A 20,470-nucleotide genomic window follows, 5' to 3' on the forward strand; every position below is an offset into this window, starting at 1 on the left:
AGGCCGGCGTCGGGCGGCTCAGGCGTCGGTGTGCGGTGCCGGTCGCCCTGTCGGATCCCGGACTCCGGGCGGATTCCGCCATGTCCGGCATGGGCGTCGGTAGCGGGTGTGCGGTTGACTGTCGGGTCCGAGGTGGAGGATGGGGGTCGGGGTGGACGACGGCGTCGAGCTGGCTGATCTGATCTGGCAGGTACGGCACGAGTTGAGTCGTGCGATGTGGGCGGGCGAGCACACGGATCTGCGGTTCGAGGCCGGGCCGGTGGAGCTGGAGCTGACGGTGGCGGTGGAGAGGTCGTCGCAGCCCGGGGTGAAGGCGAAGCTGATGGTGGTGGATGCCGAGTGGGGCGAGAGACGGGCGTCGGTGGTGACCCAGCGGATCACGGTGGTGTTGCAGCCGCGCCGGGCGGACGAGCCGGACCGGCCGCCGCTGATCTCCGGTGCTCCGGAGAAGGGCGAGCGGTGATCGGTGGATGGTGAGGTGTCCGGGCGGGGGCGGTGGGAGGCGCTGGCGGCGCACCGGGTCGCCGAGGTGCTCGTCGTGCGCAGCGACGGGACGCCGGGTCGGGGTTCGGGTTACCGGGTGCGTGACGACCTGGTCCTGACGGCGGCGCACGTAGTGACCGGCGGGACCGGTGTGACGGTGCGTTTCGACGCGGAGCAGCCGGGTGAGTGGTCGGCTCCGGGCACGGTGGCGTGGTGTGACCCCACGGCGGACGTGGCGTTGGTGCGGTTGGCGCGGGTCGACGGGGTGTCGGTGGTGCCGGTCCGCTTCGGGCGGTTGACGGCGACGGCGCAGCAGGTGCCGACGCACGTGGTCGGGTTTCCCCGGTGGAAGCTGCGCACGACGCCCGACGGTGTGCCCGTGCGGGAGGCGCACCACGCGGTGGGGTCGATCGCCGGGTTGTCCAATCCGAAGTCGCGGACCCTGGAGATCAGGGTCGACCCGCCCGCTGCGGATCCGCAGGCGGGTGTGTCGCCGTGGGAGGCGATGTCGGGGGCTGCGGTGTGGGTCGCCGGGTGCGTGGTGGGTGTGGTGTCGGCCCATCACCGGCGGGAGGGGCCGGGGTTCCTGACCGCGGTCCGGATCGAGCACTGCTTCTCCGGCCAGGACGGCCCTGGCGAGCTGCTGGGGCCGGGTGCGGGGTCGTTGGTGGACGTGCTCGCCGAGGACGGTGCGGGTGCGGGCCGGGTGGTGACGGAGCCGGCGGCGGTCGATCTGGTGCTGCGGGTCGGCGGGGACGGCGGGGTCGCGCTGACCGGCGGGCAGGTCGTGGTGTCGGGGCGGCATCGGGGGGTGTCGCCCGAGCTGGCGGACGCGGTGGCCCGCCTGGTCCGGGCACGGGCGGATCTGGTCGGTGTCCGGGGTACCGGGGCGGCGGTGGAGGATCCGGTCGGGGTGGCGGCCGGGGCGGTGGGGCGGTTGTTGGCGGCGGATCTGCTGCCCGAGGCGGTCGTCACGGGCCTGCGTCAGGAGTACGCGCGGGCGCGAGCCCGGGACCTCCCGGTGCGGCTGGGTGTGCAGGTGGACGGTGAGCTGGCCCGGCTGCCGTGGGAGACGTTGTGGCTGCCGGGTGAGGGTTCGGCGTTGGCCCTGGACGGTGGGGTTCGGCTGTACCGCCGGGTCGGCACCGGGACGACGACGCCGACGGGCGGTCCGTTGCGGATCGTGGTGGCGATCTCCTCGCCGCTGTCGGGCGGTGGCGGGCTGCTCGACTACGAGCGGGAGCTGCGCAACGTCGTGCAGGCGGTACGGGGCGCGCGGGCGCACGAGGCCGCGGTGCGGATCGTGCACTTCGCCACGACGAGGGAAATCCGGGCGGCGTTGACCGAGTGGCCGGCACACGTGCTGCACCTGTCCGGTCACGGCGGGCCGGGCGTGGTGGAGCTGGAGGACGAGGCCGGCGCGGCCCGGCGGGTGGACGTCGACACGTTCGTCCGGGAGGCGATCCCGGTGGGGCGGATGCCGCCGGTGGCCGTGTTGGCGGCCTGCTACACCGGCGCCGAGGCGGGGGTGTCGTCCGTCGGCGGCGGGTCGTTCGCGGCGGGTCTGCTGGCGGCCGGCGCGAGTGTGGTGATCGCGAGCCAGACCGCGATCACCGACGTGTACGCGACCCGCATGTTCGCCAAGATCTACGAGAACGTGGCCGCCGACCCCGGCGCGGACGTGATCGCCGCGGCTGCCCAGGCCCGCCGCGAGGTTCAGCAGGAGCTGGGACAGTCGACGGTGGACGGTGCCGGGCGGTCGCCGGGGCTGGGTGAGTGGGCGGCGGTCAGCGTACTGGCCGGGGTGGGCTGGTTCCCGGTGCTCGATCCGGCCCGGCCCGGCCTGGTCGGGGTCACCACCCCGACCGCCGCCGGGGTGCTGCGCCGTCAGCCCGGGGACGTCGTCGGGCGTCGCTGGGAGCAGCGACGGCTGCCGGCCCGGCTCCTGGGTCGGTCGACCGCCGGTGTGGTGCTGCACGGCGTCGGTGGGGTCGGCAAGACCACCCTGGCCGACGAGCTGATCGCCCGGATCGTCGAGGCCGACCCGTCCCGGCTGGTGGCGGTCGTGCGCAACGAGGTCGGTGTCGACGTGGTCATCACCGCGATCCTGGACGCCGTCACCGACAACCTGCGGCTCTCCCGACCGGTGTGGGCCAGCCCTGTCGTGCTGGCCGGGCTACGGCAGGCCCACGACGGCAACCTGAGCTGGCGGCGTCGGCTGGAGATCCTCGACGGTCAGGTGCTGCCCACCGTCCCGGTGCTGCTGGTCGTCGACAACTTCGAGGACAACCTGACCCCGGCCGGTGACGACGGACGCCGCGAGGTGGCGGACCCGGATCTCGCGGCGCTGCTGGCCCGGCTGGCCGCCTCGGCCGGCGCCGCCCGACTGCTGATCACCAGCCGCTACCGGTTCACCCTGCCCGAGCACGCCGAGTACGCGCTGACGTTCCAGCCGGTCGGGCCGCTGTCGGCGGCCGAGACCCTGAAGCTGGCCTGGGCACTGCCCCAGCTCGACCTGCTCGACGAGACCCAACTGGCCCAGGTGTGGCGGTCCGTCGGTGGGCATCCACGCTGCCTGGAGTACCTCGACGCGCTGCTCGCCGGCGGACAGGCCCGCTTCGCCGACGTGCGGATCCGCCTCCTCAACGCCGCCGCCGCCCGGCTGGCCGCCCGCGGTCACTCCACAGTCGACATCGACCGCTACCTGTCCGAGCACGGCGGTCTCGACGCCGCGCTGGCCGAGACCGCCGCGCTGGCCGCCGACGACGTCCTGCTGGACGACCTGCTCACCCAGCTGGACCGCACACCCCACGCCCGCGCACTGCTGTGGGGCGCCTCCGTCTACCGCAGGGCCGTCGACCACCACGCCCTGGCCTTCCAGCTGGGCGTCCCCGACCCGCATGCCGCGAACACCGCCGCCGTCCACTCCGCGCGGCAGACCGTTCAGGACATCCTCACCCGGGCACAGGTCCCACCCGGGCCGATCGACCCGGCCCGGCTACCCGCCTCGGTGCGGGCGCTGCTCGACCCGCATCTGGCGGTACGCCCCACGCCACCGGTCCGGGTGGAGGTGGACCTGGCCCCGCCACTGGGCGCCTGCACGGCCAGCAGTCTGCTCACCGCGACCACCCCCGACGGGCAGGCACACGTGTTCGTCCACCGCTGGACCGCGTCCGAGCTCCACCGACGTGAACGGTCCCGGGGCGACACCACCGCCCTGACCCTGGCACACCGACACGCCGCCGACTACTGGCGGTGGCGTGTCGCGACGTGGCCGCAGTCCGCCGACGAGGACGTCGACGACCTCCGCGAGGCCTACCACCACTACCAGCAGGCCCACCTGCTCGGCGACACCACCGTGGCCGCGGAGCTGGCCACCACCGCCTGGCACCTGGAGCTGCGCCTGAGCGGAATCGGCCGCCGCGCCGAAGCCCTCACCTACTGCCAGCACGCCGTCGCCCTCAAGCGCGACCTGGCCCGCGCCGACGAACCCGCCCACATCCGTGACCTCGCCGGCTTCCTCAACAACCTCGGCATCCGACTGTCGGAACTCGGCCGGCAGGAGGAGGCACTGGCGGCCACCACCGAGGCTGTCGACGTCCACCGGCGGCTGGCCGCGGCGGACCCGGGCGCGTTCGCAGCCGGCCTCGGCATGTCGTTGAACAACCTCGGCACCACGCTGGCCGGTCTGGGACGGTGGGCGGAGGCGCTGACCGTCACCATCGAGGCCGTCGAGGTACGCCGACGGCTCGCCGCGGCCGACCCGGAGGCGTCCGAACCCGACCTCGCCATGTCGTTGAACAACCTCGGCGCCGTGCTGGCCGGTCTGGGGCGGCGGGCGGAGGCGCTGACCGTCACCATCGAGGCCGTCGAGGTACGCCGACGGCTCGCCGCGGCCGACCCGGAGGCGTACGAACCCGACCTCGCCGCCTCGCTGGGCAACCTCGGGATCCGGCTGTCGGGGCTGGGGCGGCGGGCGGAGGCCCTGACCGCCACCATCGAGGCGGTCGAGGTCTACCGGCGGCTGGCCGCGGGGAACCCGGGCGCGTTCGAACCCGACTTCGCCAAGTCGTTGAACAACCTCGGCACGATGCTGGCGGAGCTGGGGCGATGGGAGGAGGCGCTGACCGCCGCCACCGAAGCCGTGGAGGTCTACCGGCGACTGGCCGCCGTGCACCCCGGCGCGTTCGAAGCCGGCCTCGGCATGTCGTTGAACAACCTCGGTGTCCGGCTGTCGGAGCTGGAGCGGCGGGCCGAGGCGCTGACCGCGACCACCGAGGCCGTGGAGATCCGGCGGCGCTTGGCCGCGGTCAACCCGGGCGCGTTCGAACCCGACCTCGCCATGTCGTTGAGCAACCTCGGTATCCGGCTGTCGGAGCTGGATCGGGGGGAGGAGGCCCTGGCCGCCGCCACCGAGGCGGTGGCGGTCTACCGACGGCTGGCCGCGGCCAACCCGGGCGCGTTCGAGCCCAACCTCGCCACCTCGTTGAACAATCTCAGCGTCCGGCTGTCGGAGCTGGGGCGACTGCCGGAGGCGCTGGTCACCACGACCGAGGCCGTCGAGGTACGCCGACGGCTGGCCACGGTCAACCCGGGCGCGTTCGAACCCGACCTCGCCCTGTCGCTGAACAACCTCGGCGCGATGCTCAGCGGCCTGGGGCTGCTGGAGGAGGCCCTGACCGCCACCACCGAGGCCGTCGAGGTACGCCGACGGCTGGCCACGGCCAACCCGGGCGCGTTCGAACCCGACCTCGCCCTGTCGTTACGCAACCTCGGTGGCATCCTGACCGGCCTCGACCGGTGGGAGGAGGCGCTGGCCACCCTCTCCGAGGCGGTCGGGATCTACCGCCGGAGATCGGCCCAGCGACCTGCCGTCTACACCAGGCCACTGCGCGCCAGCCTGACGACGTTGGCGGACGTACTCGTCAACCTGGGGCGGCACGACGAAGCGAACGGTGTACGTCGTGAGATCGACGGACTGTAGCGGGCACGCGGTCGCCCACCGCCATGCCCCGGGAAGCCGGCGGCGGTCGCCCACCCACCCGACGGGAGCCGAACCGTGAACCGGCGGAATCCCCCGGCCGAGCAACGCGATCCCCCGACCGGACGGCTGGTCCTGGTCGAGTACTACCTCACCGGGGACCAGGCACTGATCTTCTTCGTCACCGCGGAACGCGCCGAGCCGGAGCTGGTCAGCCTGCCGGTGGACACCGGGGAGCTCGCCGCGCTGGTGGTGCGGTTCGCGCTCGCGCTGGACCGGGTGACCGAGGGTCCGGCCCTGCTGGAGCAGGCGACCGCCATCCTCGACCATCCGGTCCTGGTGAGTCTCGTCGCCCCGGTTCTCGACCGGGTACGACCCGGGGACCGGCTCTGTCTGGTGCCGCACGGGCCGCTGCACCGGGTGCCGCTGCACGCCGTACCGTGTCGGGGTGTGCGGTTGGCCGACGCGCACCCGGTGGTCTACACGCCGAGTGCCGCGGTGCTGCGCTACTGCCAGGCCAACCGGCGCGGCGCCCGGTCGACCGCGCTGGTGGTCGCCGACCCGCCCGGCACCGAACCGCTGACCTTCGGCCTGGTGCACGCGGCCGCGCTCACCGGGCGGTTCGACGCCGACCGGATGCAGGGTGCCGAGGCCAGCCGGGCCGCACTGCTGCGTCGGCTCGGCGGCCCGGCCCCGGACGCGGGGACCGCCGCCGCACACCGGCCACCGCCGGGAATCCTGCACATAGGCGCGCACGGCGTCTTCGATCCCGAGGATCCGATGGCCTCCGGCGTCGAGCTGGCCGACGGTCGCCTCACCGCCACCGACATGCTCGGATTGCGACTGACCGGGACGCTGGTGGTGCTGGCCGCGTGTCGTACCGGTGTCTCCGACACCCGGCCCGGAGACGAGTTGCTCGGCCTGATCCGGGCGCTGCTCCACGCCGGCGCGCCGGCCGTGCTGGTGAGCCTCTGGAAGGTCGACGATCTCTCCACGGCGATGCTGCTCGACGAGTTCTACCGGGGCCTCGGCGACGGGTCGCCGGCCGTGGTGGCGCTCCACCGGGCCCAGTCGTGGTTGCGCCGTCGCACCGCCGCCGACGTCCTCGCGTACGTCGGGCAGGCCCGGGACAGCGCCGGGACGAGCCATCCGGCGGCGGCGCGACTCGCCCTCGCGGAGGCGCGGATCCGGCTCGTGGCGCGGGACTTCGCCGGCGCGACCGACACCGCCCAGGTGGCCCTGAGCCTGGCCGGCACGGCACGGGACCGCCAGCGGGTGGAGGGCGTCCTGTATCGGGCACGCTTCCTGGCCGGGACCGGGAAGGGTGTACCGGTCGACCTCGACCGTCGGTTGTACGACAGCTTCTTCTTCTGGGCACCGTTCGTCCTCGTCGGAGACTGGGACTGAGCGGGTGGGACACGACTACCGCCCCGCCACGGCGGGGACGCCCTCGACCGGGACGGCCCCTGGGCCGGACCGGCCAAGCAGGAAGGAAACGGGAGCATGGGCCTGACCGCACGGGATGTGATGCTCACCGACCATCGGGTCGTCGAGACCGAGCACGGGCCGCCGGAGCGGGCCGACGAGCTGACCCTGGGCGTCGACGGGCGGGGGACACCACGCTGGGTGGCCGGCCCGGGCGGCCGGGGTCCGGCCCTGCTCATCGCGGCGTCGACGCCGGTGGACGAGCTGTTGACGTCGGATGCTCTCATCCGGCTGCTGAGCGAGCTCCCGGCGCTGGTGGTGGTCGACGATTCCGGGCGTCCGATGGGTGTCGTTTCCGCCGAGGCCCTCGCCGAACAGGTGCTGCGGCACCTGGGGCGTGCCGCGTGGCCGACCTACGGCATCGAACCGCTGGAGGCGGAGGTGCCCTTCGGCATGGATGATCCGCTGCTGGCCGGGTCGTTGCGGCCCCCGACGCTGCCGATCCGGGTCTTCTGCCAGTATTGCGGCGCGCTCAACCACTTCGACGAGTTCCCGGAGCCGGAGCAGGACTGCGTGGCCGGCGGGCACCAGCTCCGAGCGGTCTGGTGGTGACCCGGTGGGCGTCCTCTTCGAGTCCGCGACGGCGCTGCTGGATCGTCGCCGGCTGACCACGGTCTGGCTACCGCTGCTGGTCTTCGTGGGCGCGCTGGGCGCGGTGGTCGTGGCCGGGGTCGGGTGGGGGGCCGCCCGCCTCTGGTGGGGCGGCCTCGGCACCGAGGGCAGCTCCGCGCTGGTCGTCGCGCTGGCTCTGCTGACCATCCTGCTCGGGCAACTGCTGGCCGGCTACCGTACCGACCTGCTCCGGCTGTTCAGCGGTTACTGGCCGGCGCTGCCCGGCCTGACCTGGCTCGGTCGGCAGATGACCGCCCGCCACCAGCGGGTGCACGCCGGTCGGACGGGCGGCGACCCGACACTCTTCCTCGGCTATCCGCGCCGGGCGGACCGGGTGCTGCCTACCCGGCTCGGCAACACGCTACGCGCCGCCGAGGAGCACGCCGACCGGTACGGCCTGGACGGGGTGGCCGCCTGGCCCAGGCTCTACGTGGTGCTGCCCGAGCAGTTCGTCGCCGCCTTCTCCAGCGCGGCCACCGGCCTGGAGGCGGCGGTGACCATCAGTGTCCTCGGTGCCGGCTTCGCCCTGCTCGGTGGCGGGTTGGCGGCGGCGGTCCTGCCCTGGTACGGCGCGCTCGCCTGCGTGTGGGGAGGCATCGGGGTGGCCCTGCTGGGCTACCGGGCGGCGGCGCGGGCCGCGGTGCCGTACGCGCAGCTGGTCCGGACCGCGTTCGACGTGCACCGGTTCGCGTTGCTGGAGGCGATGCGGCTGGAGCTGCCACCGAGCTTCGGCGCGGAACGGGAGCAGTGGCTCCAGCTCGGCAAGGTCTGGTACTCCGGCTGGCCGGACAGTGACCGGGCCTCCGCCTTGCGCTATCCGCAGCCCGTCGAGCCGGCAGAGGTCAACGGGTCGGCGGGGGTCAGCGGGCCGCACCGGCCGGCGGCCACGGTGCCGCCCGGGGCGTCCCGGCAGCCGGGGCCGGTCGCCCCGTCATCCGCCGACGCTCCCCAGGCTGTCGCCGCCGCATCGCCCGTCGACGCTCCCCCGGCCGTGGTCACGCCGGGCACCGCCGGTCAGCGCCGTCCCTTGCCGGTACGGGCGATCGCGCTCGTGGCCGTCGGGCTGCTCGGGGGCGTGGCGGCCGCGGTCGCCGCAGGCCGTGCCGACAGCACCCCGGTGGCCGCCCGGTCGTTGCCGGCGTTCCACGTGCTGACCGCCGCCGACGTGCGGGGACGACCGGACGGCAACTCCCTCGGCCGCTACACCGTTCGGGCGGTCGCGCAGGGCCGGCCGCTGCACACGCGCGAACTGGGGCCGAAGCTGCCCGACGGGGTGCTGGTCGGTCGTAGCATCGTCGCTCTGCCCGCCGCCGGCCTGGCCGACCGGTTCGGGCGGGGCGCCCGGGTGACCCTGGTGGTGGTGCCGGCGGCACCGGAGACGGGGCCGGCGGCACCGCCGGAGCGCTTCGTCGACGTACTGGTGCTCGACCGGCTCGACCGCGATCCGTACCCCCTGGTGGTGGCCGTTTCCAGCACCAGGGTCGACCGGCTGCTGGCCCTCACCGCCGGTGGTGCGGTGCACGTGGTCGTCGACTGACCGCCCACCGACGGAGGGAGCCCGGTGACCAGCGACGGAGGGAGCCCGATGACCAGCGACCGCGATGCCCGGACCGGCCGGCACGACGGACCCGGACCGGAGGGGCTGCAGCGTCTGCTGGACGAACTGCCGCTGCCGGAGCTGGAGCGGACGCTGCGGGGGCTGCTCGCCGACCGGCTGCGCGAAGCGGACCTGCGCGGGGCCTTCGAGGCGAGCCTGAACCTGACCGAGGTGCTGGTCCGGACCGGTCGGTTCCGGGCCGCCTTCGCCGCCAACGAGCAGACCCGTGACCTGGCCGACAGGGCACCGGTCGGGCCGTGGAGCCGACACGCCGCCGAGGTGCAGCACCTACGCCTGCTGCACGAGTTGGGCCACGACGAGGAGGCCCTGCCCCGGATCGCGGAACTCCTGCTCGAACTGCTGCCCGATCCCGCCTCGGCCGTCGGCGAGACCGCTCACCGGGTCGACAGCGGGGTCGACGAGGTCGTCGGCGGTGACGAGGTACTGGAGGCGCTCGTCGATGTCGGCCGCAGCACCGTCGTCGCTCTGGGGCGGTGGCGTGACGCGCTCTACTTCAGCGACCTGCACCTGAACCTCCTCGACGTCCGACGGGCGGCACCGGTCGAGATCGCCACGGCACAGCTCAGCCGATCGGCCGCGCTGCGGGAGGTCGGTGAACTCGATGCCGCCGACACCGTGCTGCTGTACTGCCAGGAGGTCTTCACCGACGCCGACGACGGACCCGGCCTGACCCGCGTGCTGGGCGGCCGGGGGCAGGTGTCCTGGGCGCGGGGGGACCGGGAAGGGGCCGTCGCGCTGCAACTGGCCGCCCTCGGTAGGGCCTACCGCCGTCCGGACCGGCACACGGTCGCCACCGCGCACCGGCACCTCGCCGCCTATCTGCCCGCATCGGCGGCGGCACAGCGGTTGGCGCACGGCCTCGCCGCCGCTGTGCTGCACCGCCTCACCGACCACGAGGCCGAACTCGACGCGACGGTCGGCGACATCGTCGCCCGGGCGCCCGGCGACGACCTGCTCGACGCGGTGGGCGTCGGATGGCTGGTCGCCGAGGTGGACCGGGTGGAGGGGGTCGACTTCGTGGCGTTGACGGCGGAGTTCGGCCTCGACGCCGACGGGGTCGCCACGGCCCTCGCCGAACTGGTGCCGATCCTGCGCGGGCGGTCGTCGGCCGGCAGCCGGTCCGCCGCCAGGGCGCTGCGCCGGTGGGAGCCGGCGGTCGCCACCCTGGTGGCCGCGGTCGACGGCGACGACCAGGCCCGCCGCGCCCTGGACGAGTACCTGGCCCTCCAGGAACAGAGTCCGGAGTACACGAGGCTGGTCGCCGCGCTGCGGGCCATCGCCGACGGTGTCCGCGATCCGGACCGGCTCGTCACTGGACTGGACGACACCGCCGCCCGGATCGTCGGCCACGCTGCGGACGCCCTGGCCGGGCGGACCCGCCTGCTGGCGGCTCCGACGGACCTGCCGGCGGCGCTGTACGACGCGCGGCAACGGCACCGCGAACTCGTCCGGACCATCGCCGCCGCCGCGCACGGTCGTCCCGCCGCGCTGGCGGAGGTGTGGCGGTGGCTGGACGCCGGCGCCGGCCTCCCCGGATTCGGGCCGCTGTTCGCGGCGGTTCATACCATCGTCCTCAACGGACTCGCCAGTTCCCTCCGCGCTTCCGCCGGCAGCCGCGCCGATCGTCGCGCTGCGCGCCGTGCGGCCAGTCGGATCGACGTCAGGGCACTGACGGCGAACCTGACCGGCCCCCAGGCGGCGCTGGTCCGGGCCGTCGTCGACGAGATCCGGCTCGCCCCGTCGCCGCCCCGTGCCGCCGAGGCGGTGGCGCTGCGGGTGAGGGCCGCACTCGACCGGGAACCGGGCCTCGGCCCGGACGAACTCCGGGGCGCCCTCGAGCACGGGGTGGCGGTGGACGACGTGCTGCGCCGGGTCTGCCAGGCGGTGGACCGCTGGGTCGGCGAGGGATCCGTCGAGATGGCGGTGTCGCTGCTCAATGAGGTGGTCTCCCAGCTGCTGGGCCGAGGTGACCCGGCCAGTGCCCTGGTTCCCGCCGAGCGCCTGGCGGAACTCGCGGTCGCCGGACCGCCCGGTGGCGGCCGACGCCAGCCCTCAGAGGGGTCGGCCGGCAGGGAACAGGTGGCCGTCGAGCCGATCGTGACGTATCTGATCGGCTCGACGGCCTTCGACGCGGCCCGCCGGGCCTATGCCGGCACGTCCGCGCTGGTCGGTCAGGCCATCCCGCAGCGCGCTCCGGCTCCGCTCGGCATCGACGTCCCGGCCGCGGAGGTCGAGCAGGCCCGCCGCTGGGTGGTGCTGGCCCACCGGCTGCCGACCGAGAGCGAGCACGCCCGGGCGCGGCTGATGCTGGCCGACGCCCTGGTCAGCTCCGCCGGTGGGGACCTCGACCGGGCGCTCGACCGGGCCCGCACCGCCCAGGAGATCTTCACGGACCGGTCCGGCGCGACGGTCGAGGCCCTGGTCGCGGCGACGGTCCTCGCCGCGGTCCATCGACAGCGGGGTGAACTCCGGGCGGCGCTGGCCGGCTACGACCGGCTCGTCGACGCGTGGGGGGCGGCACCCGACGGCCGGGAGATCCTCCTGGCCGAGGCGTACACCGCACGAGCCCGGGTGCGGGCCACCATCGGCCACCACCACCGCGCCCTCGCCGACCTCCAGCAGGCGCTGGCCGTGGTCCGCCGGGTTCCCGGTCCGAAGAGCACCCTCGCCGAGGGGCCGATCCAGGCCTGTCGGGGAAACCTGTACGAGGATCTGGGTGACCTGCCGGCAGCGGTGGAAGCCTACGGACGCGCCTGGCAGATCGCGGTACGCACCGGCCACCGCAACTCCCAGGCGGCCGCACTGCACACCCTCGGCGGTTTCTTCGGCCGACTCGCCACGGGGGAACTCGGGCCGGTCGGCAGCGGTGAGCTGCTCCGACTGATCGGCCCGCTGCTCCGCAGCGGTCTGCCGCTGGACCGAATTCCGACGGAGGACGGTGCCCGCTCGCTGGCGATGCTGCTGATGCGTCGGGCCGCCGCCCTGTACCGCGAGAACAACAACGAACAGGGCTGGGCCCGGGCCACCAACGACCTGACCCATCTGATGCCACCGGAGCAGGACACGGAGGTGCTCGACCTGTTGGCCGAGGTGCTCCGGGCCAAGGAGTCGACCGGTGACCGCCTCGATCAGGCGACCACCCTGGCCAACCTGGCCGGCCGGCTGAGCTCGCTGGGCCGGGTCGACGAGGCGGTGGCGGCGTACCGGGACAGCCTCGCGATCTCCCGTCCGGCCGGGCACTTCGATTCCGCCGCTGCCGCCACGCAGAGCCTGGCCGGCCTGTACGCCGCCCATGGCGAGCTGGCCGAGGCCGAGCCGTTGTACGCCGAGGCGGTGGACCTCATCGAGGCCAGCCGGGGAGAACGACCGCACGACGACCGCTCCCGGATCAGCTACGTGCGCGGCAGACAGGGCGCCTACCAGGGGCTGGTGCGCTGTCTGCTGGCGCGGGAGGCGGTCGGTGAGGCGTACGCGGTGGTGCAGCGGGCCAAGTCCCGCGCGCTGGTGGAGCTGGTCGCCGGCGCGGAGATCCGACCCACCGCCCCGGTCGACGACCGGTTCGCCGCCCTCCTGGCGGCCGAGCACCGGCATCTGGACACCCTGCGCGGCGGCACGCCCGGCGCTGCCGCCGTCGAGGCACTGGACCACCTCCGGGCCGTCTACGACGAGATGGCCGGGCACGACCCCGGTTACGTGGCGCTGCGGCGCGCGTCCGCCGCCACCGTCGACGAGATCCGACGCCTCGTCGGGTGACACCGCCGGATCCCCGGCGGCCGGTGACCGGCGGTACGGGCCGGTCGGGCGCCGCGGCCGCGCGTGGTGTGCTTACCCTTCCGGTATGCCGCACCCGATCATGTTCGACGACGCAGATCCCCTCCTGAGCAGGCTGCGGGCGCTCGCCCTGAGCTTCCCCGACGCGGCCGAGAAGATCTCCCACGGACATCCCGCCTTCTTCACCACCAAGGTCTTCGCGTACTACGGGGGGTCGGTGAAGGTCGACGGCGTCTACCGGCAGCACGAACACTCGGTGCTGGTGCTGGTGGATCCCGGCGAGCGGGCGGCGCTGGTGGCGGACGACCGCTGCTACGTGCCGGCCTACCTGGGCCCCTACGGGTGGATCGGGCTGGACCTGACCGCCGACACCGACTGGGACGAGGTGGAGGAGCTGCTCGACGCCAGCTACCGGCGGACGGCCGGGCCACGCCGGGTGGCCCGGCTGGACTCCCGGCGATCCCCGGCATGAGCCCGGCCGGGGCCGGAGCGGCGGCGACCGCCACGACGGCGTAGCGAGCCGCCCGGCGAACGGGCGCTGCGGCACCCACCGTCGGCGGGGTGAGGGCCGCCCGGTCCCCTGACCGAAGCCGCAACGCCGGGCACCGTGCGGTGCCCGGCGTTGCGGTCGGACGGTCAGCCGGCGGCTCGGTCGAGCATCCGGGCGTCCCCTACGGTCAGCCGGCGGTCGCGGTCCGGCGTCCGGGCGTCCTCTGCGGTCGGACGATCAGGCGGCGGTGGCGGCCTGCCGGGCGAGCGTCCGGGCGTCCTCCGCGCGCCGACGACGCCAGCCGCGCCACAGGTTGCGGCCCCACATCGCCAGGCCGCCGCCGTTGAGCAGCCCGGCCAGCACCGCGACCGTGGCGAAGTCGGCCGACGAGAACCGGGTCGGCTCGCCCAACGCCAGCAGCACGAACTGCTCCAGGTAGACCCAGAGCAACGGCAGGATCGTGAACACCAGGGCGAACAGCCCGAAGATCCGCCCGAACACCCACACCGCCGCGTACACCCGCACCTTGCGCATCTCGCCGCGCGGGACGCCGGCCTGCGAGACCACCTTGTCCCGGCGGAAGGTCAGCCGCTTGAACCCGTTGGACAGGAACCGCTCGGTGTCCGACATGAGGTTGCGGCAGTTCAGCGCGGTCGCGATCACGTAGTAGACGTCGGTCCGCAGGTAGAAGAAGAACTGGAAGCCGATGCGTACCAGGAAGGTGAGCAGGGCCGCGCTGGCCAGCAGGCTCGCCCAGCCGGGCACGGCGATGAGGTCGTGCCGGGTGGCGTAGATGAACGCGATCAGCAGGGATCCGAAGAACGCGTCCACGAAGAACCCGGCGAGGAACGCCTTGTACCGCGCCCGCTTGGAGGCCATCCAGATGCCGCTGATGTCCGTCTGGGCGACCAGGACGTACATGAGGTTGCTGATGCCGAGCGTCGCCGACACACCCACCGACCGGGCCGCCATCGCGTGCGCGAGTTCGTGCAGCGACAACCCGATCATCGCCAGGGTCACGCTGACCACGGTGAGCACCGCGAAGTTCCCGCCCTCGAACAGCAGCGCCCGGGAGCCGGGGATCATGCCCGGGTCGGCGATCACCAACGCGACGCCGGCGAGGATGACCGCGAGGCCGGGCAGGATCACGGCGGGGCCGGTGAGCCGGCGCGCGGTGGCCTCCGGGATCCAGTCGAAGCTCCACCGCCGGATCATCTGGTGCGCGTGCTGGTGAGCCGGCTCGGCGGCGGCTTTCGGCTCCTCGCCGCGGACGACGAAGCCCTCGTCGGCCAGGACCGCGACGAAGTCCTCGACGTCCACGCTCTCGCCGTGCTTGCGCTCGTAGATGCGGGCCGCCTCGGCCATGGTCCGGCCCTCGGCGAGCGCGTTCAGGATGTCCAGCCCCTCGGCCGGAATGGCGAGATAGACCTTGCGGCCGGTGTCGCCGATGATGACGTCCGAGCCGTCGACGGTCGAGACGAACGGACGGACGGTGACGACGGACTCAGCCGTGTTGACGGCCATGGGGCGATTCCTTCCAGTTCCGTGGTGCATACGGCGATCGGCGGGGACCGGAGCGATCACTCACCCCGATCCCCGCCGATCGTGAACCCTGTGTCAGGCGGCCGCGGGCACGCAGTCCGCGTTGGCACTGGTCTTGATCGGCTCCAGCTTGCGAACGACAAGCTTCTTCATGTGACCTCCCTGGACGATGGGTCTTCCTGGGAAGATCTTCCACCGCCGGAGGTCCGGCGGTCTGCTCAGTAATGAGCAGTCAGTGCGTCGGGTTGGAGATCCACGAGATGAGGCGCTCCTCGTGGACGGTCAGGTGCGACCGGGTGGTGAAGTCCACCACCTTCAGCTCGCGGAACCGCTTGAGGAACTGACCGATGCGGGTACGCGTGGTGCCGACCATCTCGGACAGGTCCTCCTGGGTGAACGCGATGTCCACGCGGGTGCCGTCCGGGCCGCGTTGACCGAACCGCTCGGCGAGGTCCAGCAGGCGGACCGCGAGGCGCAACTCGCTCGGCAGGGTCACCATGTCCGCCACCTGTTGCTGCTGTTGCCGGAGCCGGAGGCTGAGGTGACGGGCGAGCACGTCACCGGAGCCGTCGGCGGCCAGCACCGCGGCGGCCCGCGCTGCCGGCACCCGCAACAGCACCGTCCGGGTCAGCGCGATCGCCGAGTCCAGGCGTTCCAGACCGAGCAGGGCGATCTCGCCGAACAGGTCACCCACCACGTGCACCGAGAGCAGGCAGCGTTTGCCGCTCGCGGCCACCATCTGGGTCTTCACCTGACCACGTTCCACGACGTAGACGTGGTCGTCGCAGGTCCCACCGTGATAGACGTGGCTGTTGCGGGAAACCTCGATCAGCGAGGTTCCGGGCACCCGCGCCGCCAGCGCCCGGAAGTCCGAGATGTCGAGCCTCGACAGGGATTTTGCTTGTGTCACGTCGGCCCACCTTCCACCCGGCAGAGCACTCCTAGAGAGAATCACAGCGGCACGGCAGACACTAGGCAGGGAGACTCATAAATACCCGTAAAGACGAGTAGAGAGTCGTCCGGGTGTCGTGGGTGTCGGTCGCCTCGGTGGCGGGGTGGCGACCGACGCCGACGACCGGGGTGGCGGTGGGCGGGAGGACTCGCGGATCCGGGGACACCCGTTCCCGGGAGCGTCGCCGGTCGGACCGGGCGGGGCGGTCACCCGCCGCGCCGGCCCGGCAGCCGGCAGGCAGCGCCGCGGCCCCGGCGGCCGGCAGGCAGCGCCGCGGCCCCGGCGGCCGGCAGGCAGCGCCGCGGCCCCGGCGGCCGGCAGGCTGAGCTACGACCGACCCGGGGGGCCGCCAGGGCGGCCCTACGGGCCGGACCGGCGGCAGCCAGGCGGACCGGGGCTGTCCAGCGGCGCCAGGGTCGGACGGGGGCGGCAGGCGGATACGGCCGGGGCCGTCAGGCGGCGCTGCGGTCGGCGGGGGCCGCCGGGAAGATCTCGTCCACGACCGGGGTCACCGGATCCAGGTCGCGGCCCGGCGCGGCGACCGCCCGGGCCGCGACCTGCGCCCCGGTGGCCCGACGGGCGGACGCGCTGTTGCCCCGGCGGCTGACCGGCACGCACTCCCCCGCCGCGGCGAGGCCGGTGGCCTCCGGCATGTGGTTGTAGACGGCCTCGTACTCGCCGTCGTGCACCACGTAGGACTCGTGCCAGATGCCGACGGCGGGGTTGTCCTTCATCCGCCGGAAGTAGTCCTGCAGCGCCTTGGAGTGGGCCAGCTCGCGGTTGTTGGCGAACCGTTCCAGGTGCTCGATGCTGCGGAAGTAGACGATCATGACGGCACCGCGGTTGCCCCAGTAGGCGTGCGCGTGCAGGGCGCCGGTCGTCTCCTGGTCGGCCCACATGGCCTTCAGCACGCCGCCCATCGACCAGAAGGTCGGCAGCCAACGCTTGACCTTGAAGAAGTTGTTGACGCGCATGCCCGTCATGAAGACGGCGAAGTCGCCCTCGATCTCGGCGGTCATCCTCGGGCCCACGACTGGCTTCTTGCCCATGCCGGGACATCCTTTCGAGAGACGGATCGAATACTACGGAACACTAGCAATGACTCTTGTCACCGAACAAGACACGTCAAGACACGTGGGAAGCCTCGGTGTCGACCGGCGCGGGCGACACGGCGTCCGGCCCGAAGTAGCGTTGCCGCAGGGTCTCGCCGCCCCGGTAGGCGGTGCGGAACATCCCCCGCCGCTGCAGCTCGGGGATGAGCAGGTCGCAGATGTCGCCCAGGCCGTCCGAGGGGCTGCACGGGATCAGGTTGAAGCCGTCGACACCGGCGACCTCCAGCCACTGCTCCATCCGGTCGGCGATCTCCTCGGCCGTGCCGAACAGGGTCATCGGCGCGTCCCGGCGGGCCCGCCGGGGGCGGGACACCAGATACCGCACGTCGCCGATGGTCCACGACCGTTCCGGGCTGAGCCCGCGCAGGAAGCCCAGGAACGACTGGCTGCCCTGGTTCTTCACCGCGTCGACCGGGGTGTCCTCCGGATACGCCGCCAGATCCACGTCCATCCAGCCGCACCACTTCGCCAGCTGCCCCTCCGGGCTCCACAACTGGTGGTACTGCGCGGCCTTGCGCTTGGCGTCGGCCCGGTCGGCGCCCACCATCACCATGGTGCCCTGCAGGGCGCGGACGCCCCGTGGGTCGCGTCCCGCGTCGGCCACCCGCTGACGGAGGCGCCGTACCGTCTCGGCTCCACCCTGCGGGTCGGCCATGGTCAGGAAGACCACCTCCGCGTGCCGGGCGGCGAACGCGAGGCCCCGGCCCGACGCGCCCGCCTGGTAGAGCACCGGCGTACGCTGCGGCGACGGCTCGCACTGGTGCGGGCCGCGCACGGTGAACCAGTCGCCCCGGTGGTCGATGGCGCGTACCCGCGACGGGTCGGTGAAGACGTCGCCGTCGACGTCGCGGACCACCGCGCCGTCGTCCCAGCTGCGCTCCCAGAGCGCCCGGACCACCTCCAGGTACTCGTCGGCCCGGTCGTAGCGCAGATCGTGGTCGAGATACTCGCCGAGTCCGTTGTCGGTGGCGGAACGCAGGTACGAGGTGACGATGTTCCAGCCGATCCGGCCCCGGGTGAGGTGGTCGAGGGTGGAGAACAGCCGGGCGCACTCGTACGGCTGGTGGTAGGTGGTGGAGTAGGTGACCGCGAAGCCGAGGTCGGTGGTGGCCATCGCCGCCGCCGCGACGACCGGCACCGGGTCGATCGAGGGGATCTGCACGGCGTGCCGGACCGCGGTCGCCCACGAACCCCGGTACACGTCGTAGGTGCCGTGGATGTCGGCGAAGAACAGCGCGTCGACGCAGGCCGCCTCCAGCCGACGGGCGACGGCGGCCCAGTAGTCCAGCGACCGGTAGCCGGTGCCGGTGGCGTCGCCGGGCGCCCGCCACATCCCGACGAACTGGGGCGACGGCGAGCATTCGGTGAACACGTTCAGGTGCATGTCTCCCCCTTCGCACCGGTCGCGCCGCCACCCGGGGACCGGATGGCGGCGCGACCGTGACGCTGGTCAGGACCGGGCCGTGCGGTCCAGGCTGAGCTGCTCGATGGCCGCCAGCAGGTCGGCCGGCTCGGTGCGTTCCCAGTGGCGGGCGTGCGCCGAGGCGAAGCGCAGCACCCCGTCGGTGCCGGCGAGGAACACGCCGGGCATCGTCATGCTGTTGCTGTCGTCGCCGTTGATCTTCGAGAAGTCCATCCCGAAGCCGCCCCACACGTCGAGCAGGTCCTGGTTCATCGTGTAGGTCAGGTTGAACCGCCGGGCGTAGGCGTTGCCCCGGTCGCTGAGGATCCGGTACGAGATCTTGTTGCGACGGATGGCCGCCCGCAGGTTGGGCATGGTGACCGGCGACACCGCCACCAGGTCGGCCCCCAGCTCCCTGATCTGCGGATAGATCTCCTCCAGCGCCTCCAGTTCGAAGTTGCAGTAGTCACACCAGATGCCCCGGTAGAACACCACCGCGAGCGGTCCCCGGGACAGCAGGTCGGCGGAGGAGACGACGTCGCCGTTCTCGTCGGGCAGCTCGAAGGACGGGAACGGGTCACCCGCCTTCAGCACCCGGTCCTCGGCGTCCGAGGCGGCGAGGGCCTCCGCCTCCCGGTAGATCACCTCAAGGTGGGCCGGCGTGATCGGTGGCACCTCGCCCGCCTCCTGACGGGCCTTGTACTCCCGCAGCCGTTCGTTGAGGGACATCGACTCTCCTCTCCAGTGGTCCGGACCCGGGTCTCAGGTCCAGCCCACGGGCATCACCTTGATGCCGTTGACGAAGTTGGACTCCAGCCGGACGACCGGGCCCGTGGTGGCAAGTCGGGGAAGGTGGGGGGCGACGGCGTCGAGCAGCGCGGCCGTCTCCATCCGCGCCAGGTGGGCGCCCAGGCAGAAGTGCGGGCCCATGCCGAAGCTGAGGTGCGGGTTGGGCGTCCGCTCCAGGTCCACCCGGTGCGGGTCGGCGAAGATCCCGGCGTCCCGGTTGGCCGAGACGTAGAACATGACCACCTTGTCGCCCTCGGCGATCTTCGTGCCGGCCAGGGTGGTGTCCCGGGTGGCGGTCCGCCGGAACTGCATGATCGGCGTGACCACCCGGAGGAACTCGTCGACGGCGGTGGCGGTGGGCAGCGGCCCGCCGAGCCACCGACGACGCAGCTGCTCGTCGTGCAGCAGCAGGTGCAGGGCACCGGAGATCAGGTGTCGGGTCGTCTCGTTGCCGGCGACCACCAGCAGCATCCAGAACTGGCAGAACTCCCGGTCGGTCAGCCGCCGTCCGTCGACCTCCGCGGTGGCGAGCAGGCTGATCAGGTCGTCGCGGGGCGCGGCCCGCCGTCGTACGGCCACCGCCAGCGCGTACTGGAACGCCTCCGCGAACGTCTGCCGGTAGACCTCGACGTCCCCGCCGCCGTACTCCGGGTCGTCGAAGCCGACCAGGTTGTTGCTCCACCGGTACAGCAGGTGCCGGTCCCCGCGCGGCAGGCCCAGCAGGTCGGCGAGGACGAGCAGGGGCAGCTCGGCCGCCAGGTCGGTGACGGCGTCGAAGGTGTCCCGCTGGAGCACCCCGTCGACCAGTTCCCGGGCGTGCCGGGTGACGGTGTCGGCGAGCGAGCGTACGGCGCGGGGGGTGAACACCGAGGTGACGATGCGACGGATCCGCACGTGCTGCGGGGCGTCCATGTTCACCAGCAGCTGGCGCATGAAGTCCAGGTCGGCCGGGGTACGCGGGTCGTGCAGGAACGCCCCGCGCCGGGCGGAGGAGAACACCTCGGGCTGCCGGGACACCTCCATGACCGCCTCGTGGGTGGTCACCGCCCAGAACCCGGATCCGCGCTGCTGGATCCGCCCGGCGGAGCTGTGCCGCCACAGCGCCGGCTCCGGCACCCAGCCGACCGGCTCCTCGCGGCGGCGGCGCTCGAACTCGGCGTGCGGCACCGCCCGCGCGTACGTCGCGGGGTGGGCGATGTCCTCGGTGGACGTCGGTTCTGTCGTGGGCATCCC

The 20,470-nt window shown here is 73.3% G+C and carries 13 protein-coding genes; 7 read left to right on the forward strand and 6 right to left on the reverse strand.

Annotated features, from left to right (window positions below; translation table 11 throughout):
- Window positions 1-139: 139 nt before the first annotated feature.
- From GA0070623_RS07665 to GA0070623_RS07695, 7 genes are all read left to right on the forward strand, one after another.
- A complete protein-coding gene (locus GA0070623_RS07665; RefSeq protein WP_067304279.1) occupies window positions 140-463 on the forward strand; it encodes a trypco2 family protein in 324 nt (107 codons plus the stop codon).
- A 3-nt stretch (window positions 464-466) separates the two neighbouring features.
- On the forward strand, window positions 467-5,467 hold the full coding sequence (locus tag GA0070623_RS07670) for a tetratricopeptide repeat protein (RefSeq protein WP_089003961.1): 5,001 nt from the start codon (window positions 467-469) through the stop codon (window positions 5,465-5,467).
- A gap of 75 nt (window positions 5,468-5,542) precedes the next feature.
- Window positions 5,543-6,871 carry a CHAT domain-containing protein gene (locus tag GA0070623_RS07675; protein WP_067304284.1) on the forward strand — a complete coding sequence of 443 codons (1,329 nt, stop codon included), beginning with the start codon at window positions 5,543-5,545 and terminating at the stop codon, window positions 6,869-6,871.
- Between the two features lie 96 nt (window positions 6,872-6,967).
- The gene (locus tag GA0070623_RS07680) at window positions 6,968-7,501 is read left to right on the forward strand and encodes a CBS domain-containing protein (RefSeq protein ID WP_067304287.1); all 534 of its coding nucleotides are present in this window, start codon (window positions 6,968-6,970) and stop codon (window positions 7,499-7,501) included.
- Window positions 7,502-7,505: 4 nt separating this feature from the next.
- Window positions 7,506-9,098, forward strand: a complete 1,593-nt coding sequence (locus GA0070623_RS07685) for a hypothetical protein (protein WP_067304290.1) — start codon at window positions 7,506-7,508, stop codon at window positions 9,096-9,098.
- 48 nt (window positions 9,099-9,146) lie between these two features.
- Complete coding sequence (locus GA0070623_RS07690) at window positions 9,147-12,932, forward strand: tetratricopeptide repeat protein (RefSeq protein ID WP_157517478.1); 3,786 nt, start codon at window positions 9,147-9,149, stop codon at window positions 12,930-12,932.
- Between the two features lie 85 nt (window positions 12,933-13,017).
- Window positions 13,018-13,422, forward strand: a complete 405-nt coding sequence (locus GA0070623_RS07695; protein WP_067304295.1) for an MmcQ/YjbR family DNA-binding protein — start codon at window positions 13,018-13,020, stop codon at window positions 13,420-13,422.
- 255 nt (window positions 13,423-13,677) lie between these two features.
- On the opposite strand, the gene GA0070623_RS07700 is transcribed toward GA0070623_RS07695, so the two are convergent.
- The 6 genes from GA0070623_RS07700 to GA0070623_RS07725 form a co-directional block, all read right to left on the reverse strand.
- Window positions 13,678-14,964 carry a hypothetical protein gene (locus GA0070623_RS07700; protein WP_067304298.1) on the reverse strand — a complete coding sequence of 429 codons (1,287 nt, stop codon included), beginning with the start codon at window positions 14,962-14,964 and terminating at the stop codon, window positions 13,678-13,680.
- A gap of 250 nt (window positions 14,965-15,214) precedes the next feature.
- A complete protein-coding gene (locus tag GA0070623_RS07705) occupies window positions 15,215-15,892 on the reverse strand; it encodes a Crp/Fnr family transcriptional regulator (RefSeq protein WP_157746961.1) in 678 nt (225 codons plus the stop codon).
- A 494-nt stretch (window positions 15,893-16,386) separates the two neighbouring features.
- Window positions 16,387-16,965 carry a monooxygenase family protein gene (locus GA0070623_RS07710; protein ID WP_231932709.1) on the reverse strand — a complete coding sequence of 193 codons (579 nt, stop codon included), beginning with the start codon at window positions 16,963-16,965 and terminating at the stop codon, window positions 16,387-16,389.
- 94 nt (window positions 16,966-17,059) lie between these two features.
- A complete protein-coding gene (locus GA0070623_RS07715; protein WP_067310275.1) occupies window positions 17,060-18,430 on the reverse strand; it encodes an NtaA/DmoA family FMN-dependent monooxygenase in 1,371 nt (456 codons plus the stop codon).
- Window positions 18,431-18,496: 66 nt separating this feature from the next.
- A complete protein-coding gene (locus tag GA0070623_RS07720) occupies window positions 18,497-19,177 on the reverse strand; it encodes a peroxiredoxin-like family protein (protein ID WP_067310278.1) in 681 nt (226 codons plus the stop codon).
- Window positions 19,178-19,210: 33 nt separating this feature from the next.
- The gene (locus GA0070623_RS07725) at window positions 19,211-20,467 is read right to left on the reverse strand and encodes a cytochrome P450 (protein ID WP_067310282.1); all 1,257 of its coding nucleotides are present in this window, start codon (window positions 20,465-20,467) and stop codon (window positions 19,211-19,213) included.
- Window positions 20,468-20,470 lie beyond the last annotated feature (3 nt).

Origin of the sequence: Micromonospora rifamycinica (assembly GCF_900090265.1) — a bacterium.
Taxonomy (GTDB): domain Bacteria; phylum Actinomycetota; class Actinomycetes; order Mycobacteriales; family Micromonosporaceae; genus Micromonospora; species Micromonospora rifamycinica.

What these genes read in the sequence shown, in the direction of transcription:
- GA0070623_RS07665 (WP_067304279.1), top strand. Translation starts at nt 140, where the DNA reads ATGGGGGTCGGGGTGGACGACGGCGTCGAGCTGGCTGATCTGATCTGG.
- GA0070623_RS07680 (WP_067304287.1), top strand. Translation starts at nt 6,968, where the DNA reads ATGGGCCTGACCGCACGGGATGTGATGCTCACCGACCATCGGGTCGTC.
- GA0070623_RS07690 (WP_157517478.1), top strand. Translation starts at nt 9,147, where the DNA reads ATGACCAGCGACCGCGATGCCCGGACCGGCCGGCACGACGGACCCGGA.
- GA0070623_RS07695 (WP_067304295.1), top strand. Translation starts at nt 13,018, where the DNA reads ATGCCGCACCCGATCATGTTCGACGACGCAGATCCCCTCCTGAGCAGG.
- GA0070623_RS07700 (WP_067304298.1), bottom strand. Translation starts at nt 14,964, where the DNA reads ATGGCCGTCAACACGGCTGAGTCCGTCGTCACCGTCCGTCCGTTCGTC.
- GA0070623_RS07715 (WP_067310275.1), bottom strand. Translation starts at nt 18,430, where the DNA reads ATGCACCTGAACGTGTTCACCGAATGCTCGCCGTCGCCCCAGTTCGTC.
- GA0070623_RS07720 (WP_067310278.1), bottom strand. Translation starts at nt 19,177, where the DNA reads ATGTCCCTCAACGAACGGCTGCGGGAGTACAAGGCCCGTCAGGAGGCG.
- GA0070623_RS07725 (WP_067310282.1), bottom strand. Translation starts at nt 20,467, where the DNA reads ATGCCCACGACAGAACCGACGTCCACCGAGGACATCGCCCACCCCGCG.